We start from the raw sequence: 15,142 nt of genomic DNA, 5'->3' as shown, positions 1-15,142 counted from the left end.
CAGTCGCCCGAATTTGGGCGTAAAACATGCCCGACGCACTCAAGCGCCTGCCGTTAAGTGTTTGATTTAGCTAGCCTGAGACAAATACCCCAGGAAACCGGAAATTTTGTCCGCCGCCAGGCTGACGTCGTTCTGCAGCCGCTCGCGATCGCTTTGCGGGATCTCATCGGAGGGCACCAGGATGCTGACCACCCCCGCCACCCGGCCGCTGCGGTCATACACCGGGTAGACAATCGACGAGATGCCGTGGCGGAAGAACGACTCGCCAATCACATAGCCGCGGGCTTTATCCTGCTGCACCATCTGCCACAGCGCTTCGCGATCGTGCAGCTGGCCCGGCGTGTTGCCCGGCAGCCGCTCGTTCGGGAACAGCTGGTCAAACTCGCTGCGTGAAACATCGGTCAGCAGCATGCGGCCCAGCGAGGTGCAGTGCACCGGCAGCCGGGTGCCGACGCTGACCTGGTTGATCCGCGAACCGGCCGCGCTGACGCGAGCGATGTAGATGATGTCCCGGCCATCGCGGATCGCCAGATGACTGCTGCACTGGCTGACATCGCGCAGCTGCTCGATAACCGGCTGACCCACCTGGGCGATATCCAGCGAGGCGATATATTCAAAGCCCAGCCGCAGCACGTTCATCCCCAGCGAAAAGGTGTTGGTGCGCGCGTTGCGCTCTAGAAAGCCCATATACTCCAGCGTTTGCACCACGCGATAGGCGGTCGCTTTCGGCATATCCACCAGCCGGTGCAGCTCGGCGAAGGTCAGATCGCGATGCTGTTCGCCAAAAGCCAGCAGCAGCTGCAGGCCGCGCTCAAGCCCCGGCACCAGGTACTTCACTTCCTGATCGTTCGCCATACCGCCTCACTTATTAGTTAAAAACAAAACCGCCGTTGACCGGGATCAGCTGGCCGGTGATAAACCGCGATAGATCGCTGAGCAACCAGACCACGCTGCCGGTGACGTCTTCCGGCTGCTGCGCGCCGCTGAGCGCGCGACCGTTTTCATACAGCTGATGGCGCTCCGCAGGCACGTATTCCGTCACCTCAACGCGGGTCAGCCCCGGCGCAATGGCGTTTATACGGATGCGCTTTTCCCCCAGCTCGCGGGCCATTGAGCGGGTCATCGCGATCACCGCGCCTTTACTGGCAACGTAGGCCATCAGCCGCGGCGCCCCCCACAGGGCAGTATCCGAGGCGACGTTGACGATCCCCGCCCCTTCGCGCAGCAGCGGCACCGCCGCGCGGGTCACCAGCCAGGTACCTTTAACGTTAACCGTCATCACCCGATCCCACAGATCCGGATCGTAATCGAGCATGTTTTTACCGCCGACGCCGGTGGCCATCGCTGCATTATTCACTAACCCGTCGATCGCTCCCCGCTCGCCGATAGCGCTGAATACCCGGTCGACTGACTCGCTATCGGCGAGATCGATCGCGTGGGATTCGATGCGGTAGCCCTTTTCCTGCAGACGATGGGCGCTTTCCGCCAGCTCGCCCCGCAGAATGTCGCACATCACCACCGCCGCGCCCTGCCCGGCGCAGGCTTCGGCGAAGTGGTAGCCCAGGCCGCGCGCCGCGCCGGTGACGACGATACGTTTCCCGTTCAGCAGGCCGTTCATCAGGCGGCTCCCTGCTGCTCTTCCAGGGCCGCCAGCTGCTCTTTCGCCGCTTTCTGCATCATGCGGCGCAGGCGGGAAAGGCCGACGTCGTGCTGATAAAGATATTCACGATCGCGGGCATTCGGCGCCAGGCTTTCCAGCACCACGCGATCCTGTTCGAGCACTTCCCAGTGCAGTTTTTCCAGGCGATTGCGGTACATAAAACGCCACAGATCGCGCTGCCAGCCCTGTACGCCGCGGATGCGCCAGAAGAAGACGCGGCAGTTGTCGTTATCTTCCGGCACCACCATGCCGACAATCCAGAAATGACCGCCAGGTCCAAAGCGCTTTTTGTACGGAATAGAGAGGCGCATCCAGTAGGCCCCGCTGTTGCCCAGTTCAACCCAGTCGAAGTTAACGCCAACCTGCCCTTTCTTCTCAAAAATAAACCCGGTTTTCGTCGGCTGCAGCACCATGTCGGCTTTGCGATCGCCTTCCGCCATCGAGTGCGAGGAGGAGTGGAGATAGGTGCCGTGCATCGGGTCCATCACGTTTTCCAGGGCGTACTGGTAGTTGCATTTCCACGCCGCGGTACACAGGAAGTTGCTATATTTGTCGCTATCGGCCAGCTCTTGCGGAAAGTTCAGCTCATCAGGCTGCTGGTCGGCGGTGACGCCAAACCACAGAAAAATAGCGCCGTGCGCTTCCTGAACGCTGTAGCTGCGAACGCACTGCTGACCCACCAGCGGGCAGCGGTCAACCGCCGGGACGTCTTTCACTTCGCCGTTGCCGGCCACTTCCACGCCGTGATACCAGCAGGCGATGCGATCGCCCAGGTTCCAGCCCATCGACAGGCGCGCGCCGCGGTGCGGGCAGCGGTCTTCCAGCGCCTGCACCTGGCCGTCTTTATTGCGCCAGACCACGATCTGTTCGCCGAGGCGGGTAATGCCCACCGGAGCCGACTGCACTTCCCAGCTCGCCAGCACCGGATACCACAGGCCGCGTAACCCTTTATCAAGATAGTTTTGTACCGTTGTCGTCATCGCTGTGTCCTCAGTATCCGTTTACCTGCAGAAATGCCTGGAAGCTGCTTTCGCTCCACGGTTCGCCCTGCTGGTCGTACATTCTGACGCCGTTCAGGCCGCTCACCAGCTCGCCGAGGGTTTCCGCGCCCTGCTCAAAGAGCGTTTCCAGGGTGGCGATAAGCTGTAGTTCCCAGCTTTCCGGCACCCGGCTGCGGGTTTGCCAGATCAGATTGGGGTAGTCGCCGGGCTTGTGAATGTTGCCGTTTCCGCCTTCCGCCGGCGGCGTGAACTGACGGCTTTCCGGCAATGCCGGGTTAAAGTCCAGGGATTCGCTCATGCCACGTTCTCCTCGATAAAAGAAATCTGGATCTGCTTGTCGTATACCCGCACCGGGTAACGATGCAGGCTGCGGCCGCCGGGGCCGTGCAGACACTGGCCGGTTTTGACGTCGAATACCGCTTCATGCAGCGGGCACTCCACCTTGCCATCTTCAACAAAGCCCTGGCTCAGCAGCGCATAAGCGTGGGGACAAACGTCTTCCAGCGCGTAATATTCGCCATCAATCAGATAGATACCGATTTCTTTACCGTCGATACTGCCGCTGTAGGGGAAATCTTCCTGTACTTGCTCCGCGTCACACACGCCAATCCAGCTCATCGCATTCCTCCGGGCTCTGTTTCATATATGAAACTCTGTTTCTTATTTAATACGGTCAATATAAAAGCGATGAATCTTTCGTCAAGCGCCAATGTGATTAAATTGTTAATGAATGGCCTTTTAATTAGCTAACTGTGGAATTGATCACGAAAAAAAGCAGCCAGATGAAATGATGATATTTAAAGTGCCCTTTCATTATAAATAACGCTATCTCTTCAAAAATGAAATGCACCTGTTGACTTCTTTTCACAATGATCGTTAGAAATGAGCACAAAGGTAAAATATGCTGTTTCACATATGAAACGACTCGCTATTTAAACTTTAAAAAACAAAGAGTTTCACAGGTAAACCATTTTAGTCAGGTGATTATTTCCGGCGTAAAAAAATAATAACCAAAATGTATTAAATTTAAAAAAGAGGTAAAACATGGCGGCAAGATGGCAAGGTACTATCGCATTACTTTTGTTAATAATTATTTCTTACGTCGATCGGGTAAATATCTCGGTAATGATCCTGAACCCCGAATTCGCCGCTCACTTTCATTTAAATGAAAACAGAATGTTACAAGGCATGCTGATGACATGCTTTCTCCTGGGTTATGGTTTATCGGCATTAATATTAACTCCGCTTATAGAAAGCAGGCTCAACTATCGCCAGGGACTGTTAAGCAGCGTAGCAATATGGGCGCTGGTTTGCGCGGTTTCGCCGCTGCTGGGCTCGCTGCTGGGAATGTTAATCGCGCGCATCGTTCTCGGCGTTGCCGAGGGGCCGCTATTCTCGCTGAAAACCCGCTTTATCAGCGATAGCTTCGCCGCCGATGAGGTTGGTAAACCTAACGCCGTGACGGCCCTCGGCGTCTCGCTCGGGCTGGCGATAGGCTTTCCGCTGGTCACCTGGCTGATGGCGCACGTCGGCTGGATGGGGTCGTTTTACGCCCTGGCGCTGCTGAACCTGCTGCTCGGCGGCGGATTAATCTGGCGCTTTCTGCCCGCCCCTGTCGTCAATGAACGCCGCGCGAAGCCCGGCATCATCCAAACCTTTACTCTCGCCTGGCGCACGCCGCTGCTCGGCTGGATCCTGGTGGTGGAGATCGCCACCCTCAGCTATCTGTGGGGCAGCAGCGCCTGGCTACCGGCCTGGCTACGCGACGAGCATCACTTCTCGTTGCAGGCCACCGGCCTGCTGGCGGCGGTTCCGTTTCTGCTAAGTCTGGGGTCAAAATTTCTCGGCGGGGTATTGCTCGATAAGATGCGCCCGGAGCAGGCGCCCGTGCTGTTTATTATCGGCGGCCTGCTGACCGCTCTGTCGGTGCTGGCGCTGATGCTCAGCCACCAGCAGGCGATGCTGGCGCTGTTTATGCTGGCGGCGAACGTTTTCTGGGGGCTGCAGGGCGCGGCGATCCCTGCGGTCGTGCAGCATCATGCGCCGCGCGAGGCGGTCGGCAGCACCTATGGCATTGTTAATGGCATCGGCAATATCTGCGCAGCGTTTATCCCGCTGCTGATGGGGATGGTCATGAAGTCGGCGGGATCGGTAAGCTCGGGATTCTCGGTGCTGGTGGTATCACAGCTGATGACGCTTTGCGCCGGAGGCGTGCTGCTGCTGCGCATGCGTCGCGCAGCAGCAGTGAGCGCCTGAGGCTTATTCGCCTTTTTTCGCCGCCTGAATGTAGAGCATTTCCAGCGCCAGCGTCGCCGCCGCCAGGGCGGTGATTTCGGACTGGTCGTAGGCCGGAGCGACTTCCACCACGTCCATGCCGACGATGTTCAGATCCTTCAGGCCGCGCACCAGCTTGATCGCACGATCGGAGGTCAGGCCGCCGATCACCGGCGTACCGGTACCCGGGGCAAACGCCGGATCCAGGCAGTCGATATCAAAGGTCAGGTACACCGGCATATCGCCGACGATCTGTTTCACCTGCGCAATCACATCGTCAACGCAGCGATCGTTGACCTGGCCCGCATCCAGCACCGTGAAGCCGTTGTCTTTATCAAACTCGGTACGGATACCGATCTGCACCGAATGATGCGGATCGATCAGGCCTTCGTTCGGCGCGGTGTAGAACATGGTGCCGTGGTCAAATTCGCAGCCATTGGCGTAGGTATCGGTATGGGCGTCGAAATGCACCAGCGCCATTTTGCCAAAGTGCTTCGCATGAGCGCGCAGCAGCGGCAGCGTCACAAAGTGGTCGCCGCCAAAAGAGAGCATGCGTTTTCCTGCCGCCAGCAGTTTTTCCGCGTGGGCCTGCAGCTTTTCACTCATTTCACGCGCGTCGCCAAAGGCGTAAACCAGATCGCCGCAGTCCACGACGTTCAGGCGCTCGCGCATGTCAAAATTCCACGGGAAGCGGTTGTGCTCCCACGCAAGGTTCGTCGACACCTGGCGGATCGCCGCCGGGCCATGACGGCCGCCCGCGCGTCCGGAGGTCGCCATATCAAACGGTACGCCGGTGATGACCCAGTCCGCATCGCTGTCGTACGGCATGAAATTCATCGGTAGACGCAGAAAACCAAATGCGTTGGATACCAGGGAGTTATCGTATTGATGACCTAAGGTGCTCATGGGTATGACCTCTTTTACAGTCGTTGTATTGAAATACAAATATAAAAAAACCCTTCCGCGTCGTTAGGCCCGACGAGGAAGGGTTTGAATGAGTTTACTGCTTAGTTGGCCGAATTATCGCCGTAAATGTCTACGCGTTCAAGTGAGTCTGGCAAGTGGCGAACCAGGCCTCTCTCTCCCTCTTTCCTCTCCGCTACGGAGAGGGCATAGATCACTCGTCTTCCAGATAAGTGTAGCCGTATAAACCGGCTTCGAACTCTTCAAGGAACTGCTGCTGCAGGTCAGCGTCGAGATCGGTCTTTTTCACCTGATCGCGGAACTGGGTCAACAGCGTGTTCGGATCGAGCTGCACGTACTGCAGCATATCCGCGACGGTATCCCCTTCATCAGACAGCTCCACTTCGACGCTGCCGTCAGGGAAGACAAACACGTCGACGGCTTCCGTATCGCCGAACAGGTTGTGCATATTGCCGAGGATCTCCTGGTAGGCGCCTACCATAAAGAAGCCCAGCATCGGCGGGTTATCCGGATCGTATTCCGGCATCGGCATGGTGGTCGCAATACCGTCGCCATCCACATAGTGGTCAATCGCGCCGTCGGAGTCGCAGGTGATATCCAGCAGCACCGCGCGGCGTTCCGGTATCTTGTTCAGCCCTTCCAGCGGCATCACCGGGAATAGCTGATCGATACCCCAGGCGTCCGGCATCGACTGGAACAGGGAGAAGTTGACGTAGATCTTATCCGCCATACGCTCCTGCAGTTCGTCGATAATCGGGCGATGCGCGCGGTTACTGGGATCGAGCTGTTTCTGCACTTCATGGCACATATTGAGATACAGCTGCTCGGCCCAGGCGCGCTCCTGAAGATTAAAGGTGCCGGAGGAGTAGCCGATATGAATATCGTGCAGATCCATCTGGCTGTCGTGCAGCCATTCGCGCAGCGAGCGGCGATTGCCGGTTTCCTGCATCTCCTGCCAGGTTTCCCACATGCTTTGCAGAGGACGCGCGGCGTCTTCCGCGGGCGGGGTCGCCTCGGTATATTCGTTACGCTCAACGCCGATAATATTCGATACCAGCACGGTGTGGTGCGCCGTGACCGCGCGGCCGGATTCGGTGATCACCGTCGGGTGCGGCAGGCCGTTCTCTTCACAGGCATCGCCAATCGCCCAGATGATGTTGTTGGCGTATTCGTTCAGGCCATAGTTCACCGAGCAGTCGGACTGCGAACGGGTCCCTTCATAGTCGACGCCGAGACCGCCGCCAACGTCGAAGCACTGAATATTCACGCCCAGCTTATGCAGCTCGACGTAGAAACGCGCCGATTCACGTACGCCGGTGGCGATATCACGAATATTGGCCATCTGCGAGCCAAGGTGGAAGTGCAGCAGTTGCAGGCTGTCCAGATGCCCGGCTGAGCGCAGAATTTCAACCAACTGCAGAACCTGGGTCGCCGCGAGGCCAAATTTGGATTTTTCGCCGCCGGAGGACTGCCACTTACCGGAGCCCTGCGAAGCCAGACGCGCGCGCACGCCGAGACGCGGCACCACGTTCAGCCGCTCGGCCTCTTCCAGCACGATGGCGATTTCGGACATTTTCTCGATGACCAGATAGACCTTGTGGCCCATCTTTTCGCCCACCAGCGCCAGGCGGATATATTCACGGTCTTTATAACCGTTACAGACAATCACGCTGCGGGTCATACCGGCGTGCGCCAGTACCGCCATCAGCTCGGCCTTGGAGCCGGCTTCCAGACCCAGCGGCTCGCCGGAGTGGATCAGCGATTCAATCACGCGGCGATGCTGGTTAACCTTGATCGGATAAACCAGGAAGTAGTCACCGTTATAGCCATAAGATTCGCGCGCGCGTTTAAAGGCGGCGTTAATCGAACGCAGGCGGTGCTGCAAAATCTGCGGGAAGCAGAACAGTGCAGGCAGGCGCTGCCCCTGAGCTTCACGCGCTTTCACCAGCTCGGCAAGGTCAACGCGCGCTTCCGGGACGTCAGGATCCGGGCAGACGCTAATATGGCCCAGTTCGTTAACGTCGTAGTAGTTATTACCCCACCAGGCAATATTGTAAGTACGTAGCATCTTGCTGGCTTCCTGGGAGCTCATCGCAACCTCCTGCATGGAACGTAGTACACCGTGATCGCCTGCTGACGAAGGCGAAGATAAAGACATGTCGTCAGACATAGCGAACCTCAAATTTAGTAACAAGTGTAAAACAGTTGACTACTATCGCAATCCGAAGAAGCGATAACAACCCATAAACAGTCCGAAATCCCAGTAGATAGTGCTGGTCTTGCGGCTGAGCGACCGGTTTCTTATTCATATCATCGTAAAACACGTACCCGAACGGAGTATGACAGTCCGGAGAAACCACGAGAAAACCCTTGCTATCGCAAGAGCGCCCTTGTTCAGTTTTCCAGCAGCCTGCCGGCCCGGGAATCCTGAGAAGCGCCGAGATGGGTAGAACATCGGCTGGTTTGCATGAGAGAGATGCGGATTGAGGAGTAGTGACGCACGACGGAACGACGCGACGAATCAGGCGAAAAACGTGGGTTCATTATCTGGTATCACCTCCACACTGCCCCGAGTCGGGCCAGCGACAAGCCAAAGCTATAGGTTCCGGACAGCCAGCGAAAACGCCGCTGCGGGACTCTGTCAATAGAGACTGCTTAACCCGGCTGGAAGTGGCGTCACGAGGTGAGTGCTCGTGCGCTGTTTTAATGAGCCGCGCGCGGCGTTTTATACCGAGAAGCGGGGTAAAAAGCAAAATAAAAATATGCGCGTTGCCGGGTATTGTCAGGAAAAATTGCCACCGCCCTTTTTCTATAAATGCGACGAATATCAAAAAAGGCTGGAAATGGGGTCAAGAACTGCCCTAAAATAGCCGTCCAGAAGTTAATCCATCTATACTGATTAACACTCAGACTGCTCGTGTCACTACCTGCAAGCTTTGGTAGAGTCATCCGTCAAAGCCATTCTACACAACAGTATGAGCTACCCGAATCGTCCACAGGTGAAATAAAACATGGCAAAACACCTCTTTACGTCAGAGTCCGTATCAGAAGGGCATCCCGACAAAATTGCTGACCAAATCTCCGACGCCGTGCTGGATGCGATCCTCGAACAGGATCCGAAAGCGCGCGTAGCATGTGAAACCTACGTCAAAACCGGTATGGTTCTGGTCGGTGGTGAAATCACCACCAGCGCATGGGTTGATATCGAAGAGATCACCCGCAACACGGTCCGTGAAATTGGCTACGTGCATTCCGATATGGGCTTTGACGCCAACTCCTGCGCGGTGCTGAGCGCCATCGGTAAACAGTCTCCGGACATCAACCAGGGCGTTGACCGTGCCGATCCGCTGGAACAGGGCGCGGGCGACCAGGGCCTGATGTTTGGCTACGCCACTAACGAAACCGACGTGCTGATGCCGGCGCCGATCACCTATGCGCACCGTCTGGTGCAGCGTCAGGCTGAAGTGCGTAAAAACGGCACCCTGCCGTGGCTGCGCCCGGATGCGAAAAGCCAGGTCACCTTCCAGTACGACGACGGCAAAGTTGTCGGTATTGATGCGGTCGTTCTCTCCACACAGCACGCCGAAAGCATCGATCAGAAATCGCTGCAGGAAGCGGTGATGGAAGAGATCATCAAACCGGTTCTGCCGACCGAGTGGCTGAACAGCGCAACCAAATTCTTTATCAACCCAACCGGCCGTTTTGTTATCGGCGGCCCCATGGGCGACTGCGGCCTGACCGGGCGTAAAATCATCGTTGATACCTACGGCGGCATGGCTCGTCACGGCGGCGGCGCGTTTTCCGGTAAAGATCCGTCTAAAGTGGACCGTTCTGCGGCCTACGCGGCGCGCTATGTGGCGAAAAACATCGTTGCCGCCGGCCTGGCCGATCGTTGCGAAATCCAGGTTTCCTACGCCATCGGCGTGGCGGAGCCAACTTCAATCATGGTTGAAACCTTCGGTACCGAAAAAGTGCCTTCTGAGCAGTTGACCCTGCTGGTGCGCGAGTTCTTTGACCTGCGTCCGTATGGCCTGATTCAGATGCTGGATCTGCTGCACCCGATCTACAAAGAGACGGCGGCATACGGCCACTTTGGCCGCGAGCATTTCCCGTGGGAAAAAACCGACAAAGCGGCCCAGCTGCGCGAAGCGTCCGGTCTGAAATAAGACGCCGCTCTCCTCGCTTTCAAGGCCAGCCTCGCGCTGGCCTTTTTATTTTACGCCCTTCAGCCGCCCGGCATACCGCCTGCAACTCCCTTTTATGGAAGCGATTACATCATATGCAGAGCAAACCTTTTCCGTTATTGCATGCAAAATGTAATAAGACTTCACTTTGTTACACAATATTTCAGTAAAGTCCGATTAGCGCTTTTAATTTCTTGAGCTAAACTTAATTAATATACTGATTTAAATGCGTTTATAGTCATTACGTTTCTTTACTCTAGTGTAACCGATTACACAGCCGTGATTACTATCACATTTTTTTACGACGTATTTACCTACCCTACGCATCGACAAGATCAATAACTCAACCGGAGGGCGTTATGCCTGACAACAAAAAACAAGGGCGTTCCAACAAGACGATGACGTTCTTTGTCTGTTTCCTCGCCGCACTGGCTGGCCTGCTGTTCGGCCTTGATATCGGTGTTATTGCGGGTGCCTTACCCTTTATTGCCAACGAGTTCCAGATAAGCGCTCACACTCAGGAGTGGGTGGTCAGCTCCATGATGTTCGGCGCCGCCGTCGGCGCGGTGGGCAGCGGCTGGCTCTCCTTCAAACTCGGGCGTAAAAAAAGCCTGATGATTGGCGCCATCCTGTTCGTTGCCGGCTCGCTGTTCTCCGCCGCCGCACCGAACGTGGAAGTGCTGCTGCTCTCCCGCGTGCTGCTCGGCCTGGCCGTGGGCGTCGCCTCCTACACCGCCCCGCTGTATCTGTCTGAAATCGCCCCGGAAAAAATCCGCGGCAGCATGATTTCGATGTATCAACTGATGATTACCATTGGTATTCTCGGCGCCTATCTTTCCGATACGGCATTCAGCTACAGCGGCGCCTGGCGCTGGATGCTCGGGGTGATTATTATCCCGGCGGTGCTGTTGCTGATTGGCGTGGTTTTCCTGCCTGACAGCCCGCGCTGGTTTGCCGCTAAGCGCCGCTTTGTCGACGCCGAACGCGTCCTGCTGCGCCTGCGCGACACCAGCGCTGAAGCGAAACGCGAGCTGGATGAGATCCGCGAAAGCCTGAAGGTAAAACAGTCCGGCTGGTCGCTGTTTAAAGAAAACAGCAACTTCCGCCGTGCGGTATTCCTCGGCGTCCTGCTGCAGGTGATGCAACAGTTCACCGGTATGAACGTCATCATGTACTACGCGCCGAAGATTTTTGAACTGGCGGGCTATACCAACACCACCGAACAGATGTGGGGAACCGTCATCGTGGGTCTGACCAACGTTCTGGCGACCTTTATCGCCATCGGACTGGTTGATCGCTGGGGCCGTAAGCCGACGCTGATCCTCGGCTTTATCGTTATGGCGCTCGGCATGGGCGTACTGGGCAGCATGATGCATATCGGCATCCACTCCGCCACGGCGCAGTACTTTGCCGTCCTGATGCTGCTGATGTTTATCGTTGGCTTTGCGATGAGCGCCGGCCCGCTGATTTGGGTGCTGTGCTCCGAAATCCAGCCGCTGAAAGGGCGTGATTTCGGTATCACCTGCTCAACGGCCACCAACTGGATTGCCAACATGATCGTCGGCGCGACCTTCCTGACCATGCTGAACTCGCTGGGCAGCGCCAACACCTTCTGGGTCTATGGCGGCCTGAACATCCTGTTCATCTTCCTGACCCTGTGGCTGATCCCGGAAACCAAAAACGTTTCGCTGGAACATATCGAACGTAACCTGATGAAAGGCCGTAAGCTGCGCGAAATCGGCGCGCGCGACTAGACTAACCCGCTTCCTCCCTCCCGGGAGGAAGCTTCTTCTTGCTCTCCTCATCCCGCCGCACTATCCTCTGGCGCTATGAAAACACCCCGAATTCCCATTGCCCTTCAACAGGCCGTTATGCGCAGCCTGCGGGAAAATCTTGCCAAAGCGAACCTCAAGCTGGGACGACATTATCCTGAACCGGTGCTGGTTTATCAGCAGCGGGGAACCTCCGCCGGTACCGCCTGGCTGGAGAAAAATGAAATCCGCCTTAACCCGGTGCTGCTGCTGGAAAACCAGCAGGCGTTTATTGATGAAGTCGTGCCGCACGAGCTGGCCCACCTGCTGGTGTGGAAGCACTTTGGCCGCGTGGCGCCGCACGGCAAAGAGTGGAAATGGATGATGGAAAGCGTGCTGGGCGTTCCGGCTCTGCGCACCCATCGTTTCGAACTCGATTCAGTGCGTAAAAATACCTTCCCCTACCGCTGCCAGTGCCAGCAGCACCAGCTTACCGTCCGCCGCCACAATCGCGTGATGCGCGGGGAGGCCACCTATCGCTGCGTGCGCTGCGGAGATGTTCTGGTAGCGGAAAAGTAATCTCCGGAAATAACTGGAAATTTTCTGATCTGACTGATTGCGTCTGGCAATCACATTCGATACGTTGCGGGCTCGTTTTGACACGGAGTTAACGATGTCCCGTATTCATATTTTTGCTGCCGCGTTTCTCAGCGCGGCGGTATGCGCACCGCTTGCAGCGGAAGGAATCAACAGTTTTTCTCAGGCCAAGACCGCTGGGGTCAAGGTCAATGCCGACGCCCCCGGCGATTTCTACTGCGGCTGTAAAATCAACTGGCAGGGAAAAAAGGGGGTTATCGACCTGGAATCTTGTGGCTATAAAGTGCGTAAAAATGAAAATCGCGCCAGCCGGGTCGAGTGGGAGCATGTGGTTCCCGCGTGGCAGTTTGGCCATCAGCGTCAATGCTGGCAGGACGGCGGGCGTAAAAACTGTGCTAAAGATCCGGAATACCGCAAGATGGAAAGCGACATGCATAACCTGCAGCCGGCGGTCGGTGAGGTCAACGGCGACCGCGCCAACTTTATGTACAGCCAGTGGAACGGCGGCGAAGGCCAGTACGGCCAGTGCGCGATGAAGGTTGATTTTAAAGATAAAGTTGCCGAGCCGCCGGCTCGCGCCCGGGGCGCTATCGCCAGAACCTACTTCTATATGCGCGACCGCTACCAGCTCAATCTTTCCCGCCAGCAAACCCAGCTGTTTACCGCCTGGGATAAGCTGTACCCGGTAACAACCTGGGAGTGCGAACGCGACGCGCGTATTGCAAAAGTTCAGGGCAACCATAATCCTTACGTCCTGCAGGCTTGCCAGGCGCAAAAGAGCTAACCTACACTAGCGGCAATTGTTAATTTGCAGCTTCACTCCTTCCCCTGCCACGGGGGAGGAGAATATCTGCGCAAAGAACGGAATATCAAGCATGCGCATTCCTCGCATCCATCACCCGGAACCGATTACCACGGGTAGCCAGATAGCCCTTTCCGACGACGCGGCCAACCACGTCGGTCGCGTTTTACGCATGGGTAAAGGCCAGACAATTGAGCTTTTTGACGGCAGCAATCAGGTCTTCGAGGCGGTCATTGTCGAGGCAGGTAAGAAAAACGTTCTGGTTGACGTTCAGAGCAGCAAAATGGATAACCGTGAATCCCCGCTGCATATCCATTTAGGCCAGGTGATGTCCCGCGGCGAAAAAATGGAATTCACCATCCAGAAATCGATCGAACTTGGCGTAAGCCTCATAACGCCACTGTTTTCCGAGCGCTGTGGCGTTAAACTGGACGCCGAACGTTTGCAGAAGAAGATCCAGCAGTGGCAAAAAATCGCCATTGCCGCCTGCGAGCAAAGCGGCCGCAACGTGGTGCCGGAGATCCGCCCCGCCATGCAGCTTGAAGCCTGGTGCGCGGAGCAGGACGAGGGCCTGAAGCTTAATTTGCACCCTCGCGCCAGCGCCAGCATTAATACGCTGCCGCTGCCGGTCGAACGTATCCGGCTGCTGATTGGCCCGGAAGGCGGGCTTTCGGCAGAAGAGATAGCGATGACCGCTCGCTACCAGTTTACTGATATCCTGTTGGGACCGCGCGTTCTGCGTACAGAGACAACTGCGCTCACTGCCATTACCGCCCTGCAGGTGCGTTTTGGCGACTTAGGTTGAAGCGTTAACGGAGAAGAACAATGATTAAGCTCGGCATCGTGATGGACCCCATCGCAACCATCAACATCAAGAAAGACACCAGCTTCGCCATGTTGCTGGAGGCGCAGCGTCGCGGCTATGAACTCCATTATATGGAGATGAACGATCTGTACTTAATCAACGGCGAAGCCCGCGCCCGTACGCGTAAGCTGAGCGTCGAGCAGAACTACGATAAATGGTACGCGTTCAACGGCGAACAGGATCTGCCTCTGGCGGACCTTGACGTCATTCTGATGCGTAAAGATCCGCCGTTCGATACCGAGTTTATCTACGCGACCTACATCCTCGAACGCGCCGAAGAGCAAGGCACGCTGATCGTCAATAAGCCGCAGAGCCTGCGCGACTGTAACGAAAAGCTGTTTACCGCCTGGTTCTCCGAGCTGACTCCGGAAACGCTGGTCACCCGTAATAAAGCCCAGTTGAAAGCCTTCTGGGAAAAACATGGCGATGTCATTCTCAAACCGCTGGACGGTATGGGCGGCACCTCCATTTTCCGCGTTAAAGAGGGTGACCCCAACCTCGGCGTGATTACCGAAACGCTAACCGAGCTGGGCAGCCGCTACTGCATGGCGCAGAACTATCTGCCGGCCATTAAAGATGGCGATAAGCGCGTGCTGGTGGTTGACGGCGAGCCGGTTCCTTACTGCCTGGCCCGTATCCCACAGGGCGGCGAAACCCGCGGTAACCTTGCGGCCGGTGGTCGTGGCGAAGCGCGCCCGCTGACCGAAAGCGACTGGGCCATCGCCCGCCGCGTGGGCCCGACGCTGAAGGCCAAAGGCTTAATCTTCGTCGGTCTGGATATCATTGGCGATCGCCTGACGGAAATTAACGTCACCAGCCCCACCTGCGTACGTGAAATCGAAGCCGCCTTCCCGATTTCCATTACCGGGATGCTGATGGATGCCATCGAGAAGCGCCTCAATAAATAAAGCGCTTATTCAGGCTGCAGGCCAGCGCCTGTAGCCTGGAGCCAGCTCAGGAGATTCACGCTCAGGTTCATACCGACAACGCGCCTTGAGCCTGCAAGATAAAGTGAATCGACACTCCCTTGCTTTACCCGCATACTGGGTGCTGCTTTTTTGAACCAGGAACAGAACCTCTGACA

16 protein-coding genes are annotated in these 15,142 nt (G+C 56.6%); 7 read left to right on the top strand and 9 right to left on the bottom strand.

From position 1 onward, the window contains the following. Positions 1–66: 66 nt before the first annotated feature. Genes ABLV30_RS05230 through ABLV30_RS05210 form a run of 5 tightly spaced genes read right to left on the bottom strand, consistent with a single transcriptional unit; the run spans position 67 to position 3,279 of the window. Positions 67–855, bottom strand: a complete 789-nt coding sequence (locus ABLV30_RS05230) for an IclR family transcriptional regulator (protein WP_143440088.1) — start codon at positions 853–855, stop codon at positions 67–69. A 13-nt stretch (positions 856–868) separates the two neighbouring features. Then, on the bottom strand, positions 869–1,618 hold the full coding sequence (locus ABLV30_RS05225; protein ID WP_265802039.1) for an SDR family oxidoreductase: 750 nt from the start codon (positions 1,616–1,618) through the stop codon (positions 869–871). Continuing rightward, positions 1,618–2,640: an aromatic ring-hydroxylating dioxygenase subunit alpha gene (locus ABLV30_RS05220; RefSeq protein WP_004854140.1), complete on the bottom strand. Its 1,023-nt coding sequence runs from the start codon at positions 2,638–2,640 to the stop codon at positions 1,618–1,620. The genes ABLV30_RS05225 and ABLV30_RS05220 overlap by 1 nt, the downstream gene beginning before the upstream one ends. A 10-nt stretch (positions 2,641–2,650) precedes the next feature. Continuing rightward, positions 2,651–2,959: a recombinase-like helix-turn-helix domain-containing protein gene (locus tag ABLV30_RS05215; RefSeq protein ID WP_004854141.1), complete on the bottom strand. Its 309-nt coding sequence runs from the start codon at positions 2,957–2,959 to the stop codon at positions 2,651–2,653. After that, positions 2,956–3,279: a non-heme iron oxygenase ferredoxin subunit gene (locus ABLV30_RS05210; RefSeq protein ID WP_004854142.1), complete on the bottom strand. Its 324-nt coding sequence runs from the start codon at positions 3,277–3,279 to the stop codon at positions 2,956–2,958. The genes ABLV30_RS05215 and ABLV30_RS05210 overlap by 4 nt, the downstream gene beginning before the upstream one ends. A gap of 426 nt (positions 3,280–3,705) precedes the next feature. Here ABLV30_RS05210 and ABLV30_RS05205 point away from each other — a divergent pair, with 426 nt between their 5' ends. Then, positions 3,706–4,917, top strand: coding sequence for an MFS transporter (locus ABLV30_RS05205; protein ID WP_265802041.1), 1,212 nt, complete (start codon positions 3,706–3,708; stop codon positions 4,915–4,917). A 3-nt stretch (positions 4,918–4,920) separates the two neighbouring features. Here ABLV30_RS05205 and speB read toward each other — a convergent pair whose 3' ends face one another. From speB to ABLV30_RS05185, 4 genes are all read right to left on the bottom strand, one after another. Next, positions 4,921–5,841 (bottom strand): agmatinase, encoded by a 921-nt coding sequence (gene speB, locus ABLV30_RS05200; RefSeq protein WP_265802043.1) that lies wholly within the window; start codon positions 5,839–5,841, stop codon positions 4,921–4,923. 211 nt (positions 5,842–6,052) lie between these two features. Continuing rightward, positions 6,053–8,029 (bottom strand): biosynthetic arginine decarboxylase, encoded by a 1,977-nt coding sequence (gene speA, locus ABLV30_RS05195; protein ID WP_265802045.1) that lies wholly within the window; start codon positions 8,027–8,029, stop codon positions 6,053–6,055. After that, positions 8,022–8,168: an acid stress response protein YqgB gene (yqgB, locus tag ABLV30_RS05190; RefSeq protein WP_014226828.1), complete on the bottom strand. Its 147-nt coding sequence runs from the start codon at positions 8,166–8,168 to the stop codon at positions 8,022–8,024. The genes speA and yqgB overlap by 8 nt, the downstream gene beginning before the upstream one ends. Positions 8,169–8,253: 85 nt before the next feature. Continuing rightward, positions 8,254–8,403 carry a hypothetical protein gene (locus ABLV30_RS05185; RefSeq protein ID WP_265802047.1) on the bottom strand — a complete coding sequence of 50 codons (150 nt, stop codon included), beginning with the start codon at positions 8,401–8,403 and terminating at the stop codon, positions 8,254–8,256. Positions 8,404–8,870: 467 nt separating this feature from the next. Between ABLV30_RS05185 and metK the strand changes: the two genes are divergently transcribed. From metK to gshB, 6 genes are all read left to right on the top strand, one after another. After that, on the top strand, positions 8,871–10,025 hold the full coding sequence (gene metK / locus ABLV30_RS05180; RefSeq protein WP_014226830.1) for a methionine adenosyltransferase: 1,155 nt from the start codon (positions 8,871–8,873) through the stop codon (positions 10,023–10,025). Between the two features lie 377 nt (positions 10,026–10,402). Continuing rightward, positions 10,403–11,797 carry a sugar porter family MFS transporter gene (locus ABLV30_RS05175; RefSeq protein ID WP_004854145.1) on the top strand — a complete coding sequence of 465 codons (1,395 nt, stop codon included), beginning with the start codon at positions 10,403–10,405 and terminating at the stop codon, positions 11,795–11,797. Positions 11,798–11,872: 75 nt separating this feature from the next. After that, positions 11,873–12,373: a SprT family zinc-dependent metalloprotease gene (locus tag ABLV30_RS05170; protein ID WP_024274713.1), complete on the top strand. Its 501-nt coding sequence runs from the start codon at positions 11,873–11,875 to the stop codon at positions 12,371–12,373. 94 nt (positions 12,374–12,467) lie between these two features. Then, on the top strand, positions 12,468–13,175 hold the full coding sequence (gene endA / locus ABLV30_RS05165; protein ID WP_014226832.1) for a deoxyribonuclease I: 708 nt from the start codon (positions 12,468–12,470) through the stop codon (positions 13,173–13,175). A 91-nt stretch (positions 13,176–13,266) separates the two neighbouring features. Further along, positions 13,267–13,998 carry a 16S rRNA (uracil(1498)-N(3))-methyltransferase gene (gene rsmE / locus ABLV30_RS05160; RefSeq protein WP_025105941.1) on the top strand — a complete coding sequence of 244 codons (732 nt, stop codon included), beginning with the start codon at positions 13,267–13,269 and terminating at the stop codon, positions 13,996–13,998. Between the two features lie 20 nt (positions 13,999–14,018). Further along, complete coding sequence (gene gshB, locus ABLV30_RS05155; protein ID WP_014226834.1) at positions 14,019–14,966, top strand: glutathione synthase; 948 nt, start codon at positions 14,019–14,021, stop codon at positions 14,964–14,966. Positions 14,967–15,142: the final 176 nt, after the last annotated feature.

The sequence above is a fragment of the Klebsiella sp. CN_Kp113 genome (assembly GCF_040064585.1).
In the GTDB taxonomy this organism is placed as follows: domain Bacteria; phylum Pseudomonadota; class Gammaproteobacteria; order Enterobacterales; family Enterobacteriaceae; genus Klebsiella; species Klebsiella michiganensis.
This window is presented reverse-complemented; position numbering and strand designations above follow the sequence as displayed.

Bases quoted from the DNA above. Each gene is read 5' to 3' on its own strand.
- ABLV30_RS05185 (WP_265802047.1), bottom strand. From the start codon at position 8,403: ATGAACCCACGTTTTTCGCCTGATTCGTCGCGTCGTTCCGTCGTGCGT.
- ABLV30_RS05175 (WP_004854145.1), top strand. From the start codon at position 10,403: ATGCCTGACAACAAAAAACAAGGGCGTTCCAACAAGACGATGACGTTC.
- endA (WP_014226832.1), top strand. From the start codon at position 12,468: ATGTCCCGTATTCATATTTTTGCTGCCGCGTTTCTCAGCGCGGCGGTA.
- ABLV30_RS05230 (WP_143440088.1), bottom strand. From the start codon at position 855: ATGGCGAACGATCAGGAAGTGAAGTACCTGGTGCCGGGGCTTGAGCGC.
- gshB (WP_014226834.1), top strand. From the start codon at position 14,019: ATGATTAAGCTCGGCATCGTGATGGACCCCATCGCAACCATCAACATC.
- ABLV30_RS05215 (WP_004854141.1), bottom strand. From the start codon at position 2,959: ATGAGCGAATCCCTGGACTTTAACCCGGCATTGCCGGAAAGCCGTCAG.
- metK (WP_014226830.1), top strand. From the start codon at position 8,871: ATGGCAAAACACCTCTTTACGTCAGAGTCCGTATCAGAAGGGCATCCC.
- rsmE (WP_025105941.1), top strand. From the start codon at position 13,267: ATGCGCATTCCTCGCATCCATCACCCGGAACCGATTACCACGGGTAGC.
- ABLV30_RS05170 (WP_024274713.1), top strand. From the start codon at position 11,873: ATGAAAACACCCCGAATTCCCATTGCCCTTCAACAGGCCGTTATGCGC.
- speB (WP_265802043.1), bottom strand. From the start codon at position 5,841: ATGAGCACCTTAGGTCATCAATACGATAACTCCCTGGTATCCAACGCA.
- ABLV30_RS05220 (WP_004854140.1), bottom strand. From the start codon at position 2,640: ATGACGACAACGGTACAAAACTATCTTGATAAAGGGTTACGCGGCCTG.
- speA (WP_265802045.1), bottom strand. From the start codon at position 8,029: ATGTCTGACGACATGTCTTTATCTTCGCCTTCGTCAGCAGGCGATCAC.
- ABLV30_RS05210 (WP_004854142.1), bottom strand. From the start codon at position 3,279: ATGAGCTGGATTGGCGTGTGTGACGCGGAGCAAGTACAGGAAGATTTC.
- yqgB (WP_014226828.1), bottom strand. From the start codon at position 8,168: ATGAATAAGAAACCGGTCGCTCAGCCGCAAGACCAGCACTATCTACTG.
- ABLV30_RS05205 (WP_265802041.1), top strand. From the start codon at position 3,706: ATGGCGGCAAGATGGCAAGGTACTATCGCATTACTTTTGTTAATAATT.
- ABLV30_RS05225 (WP_265802039.1), bottom strand. From the start codon at position 1,618: ATGAACGGCCTGCTGAACGGGAAACGTATCGTCGTCACCGGCGCGGCG.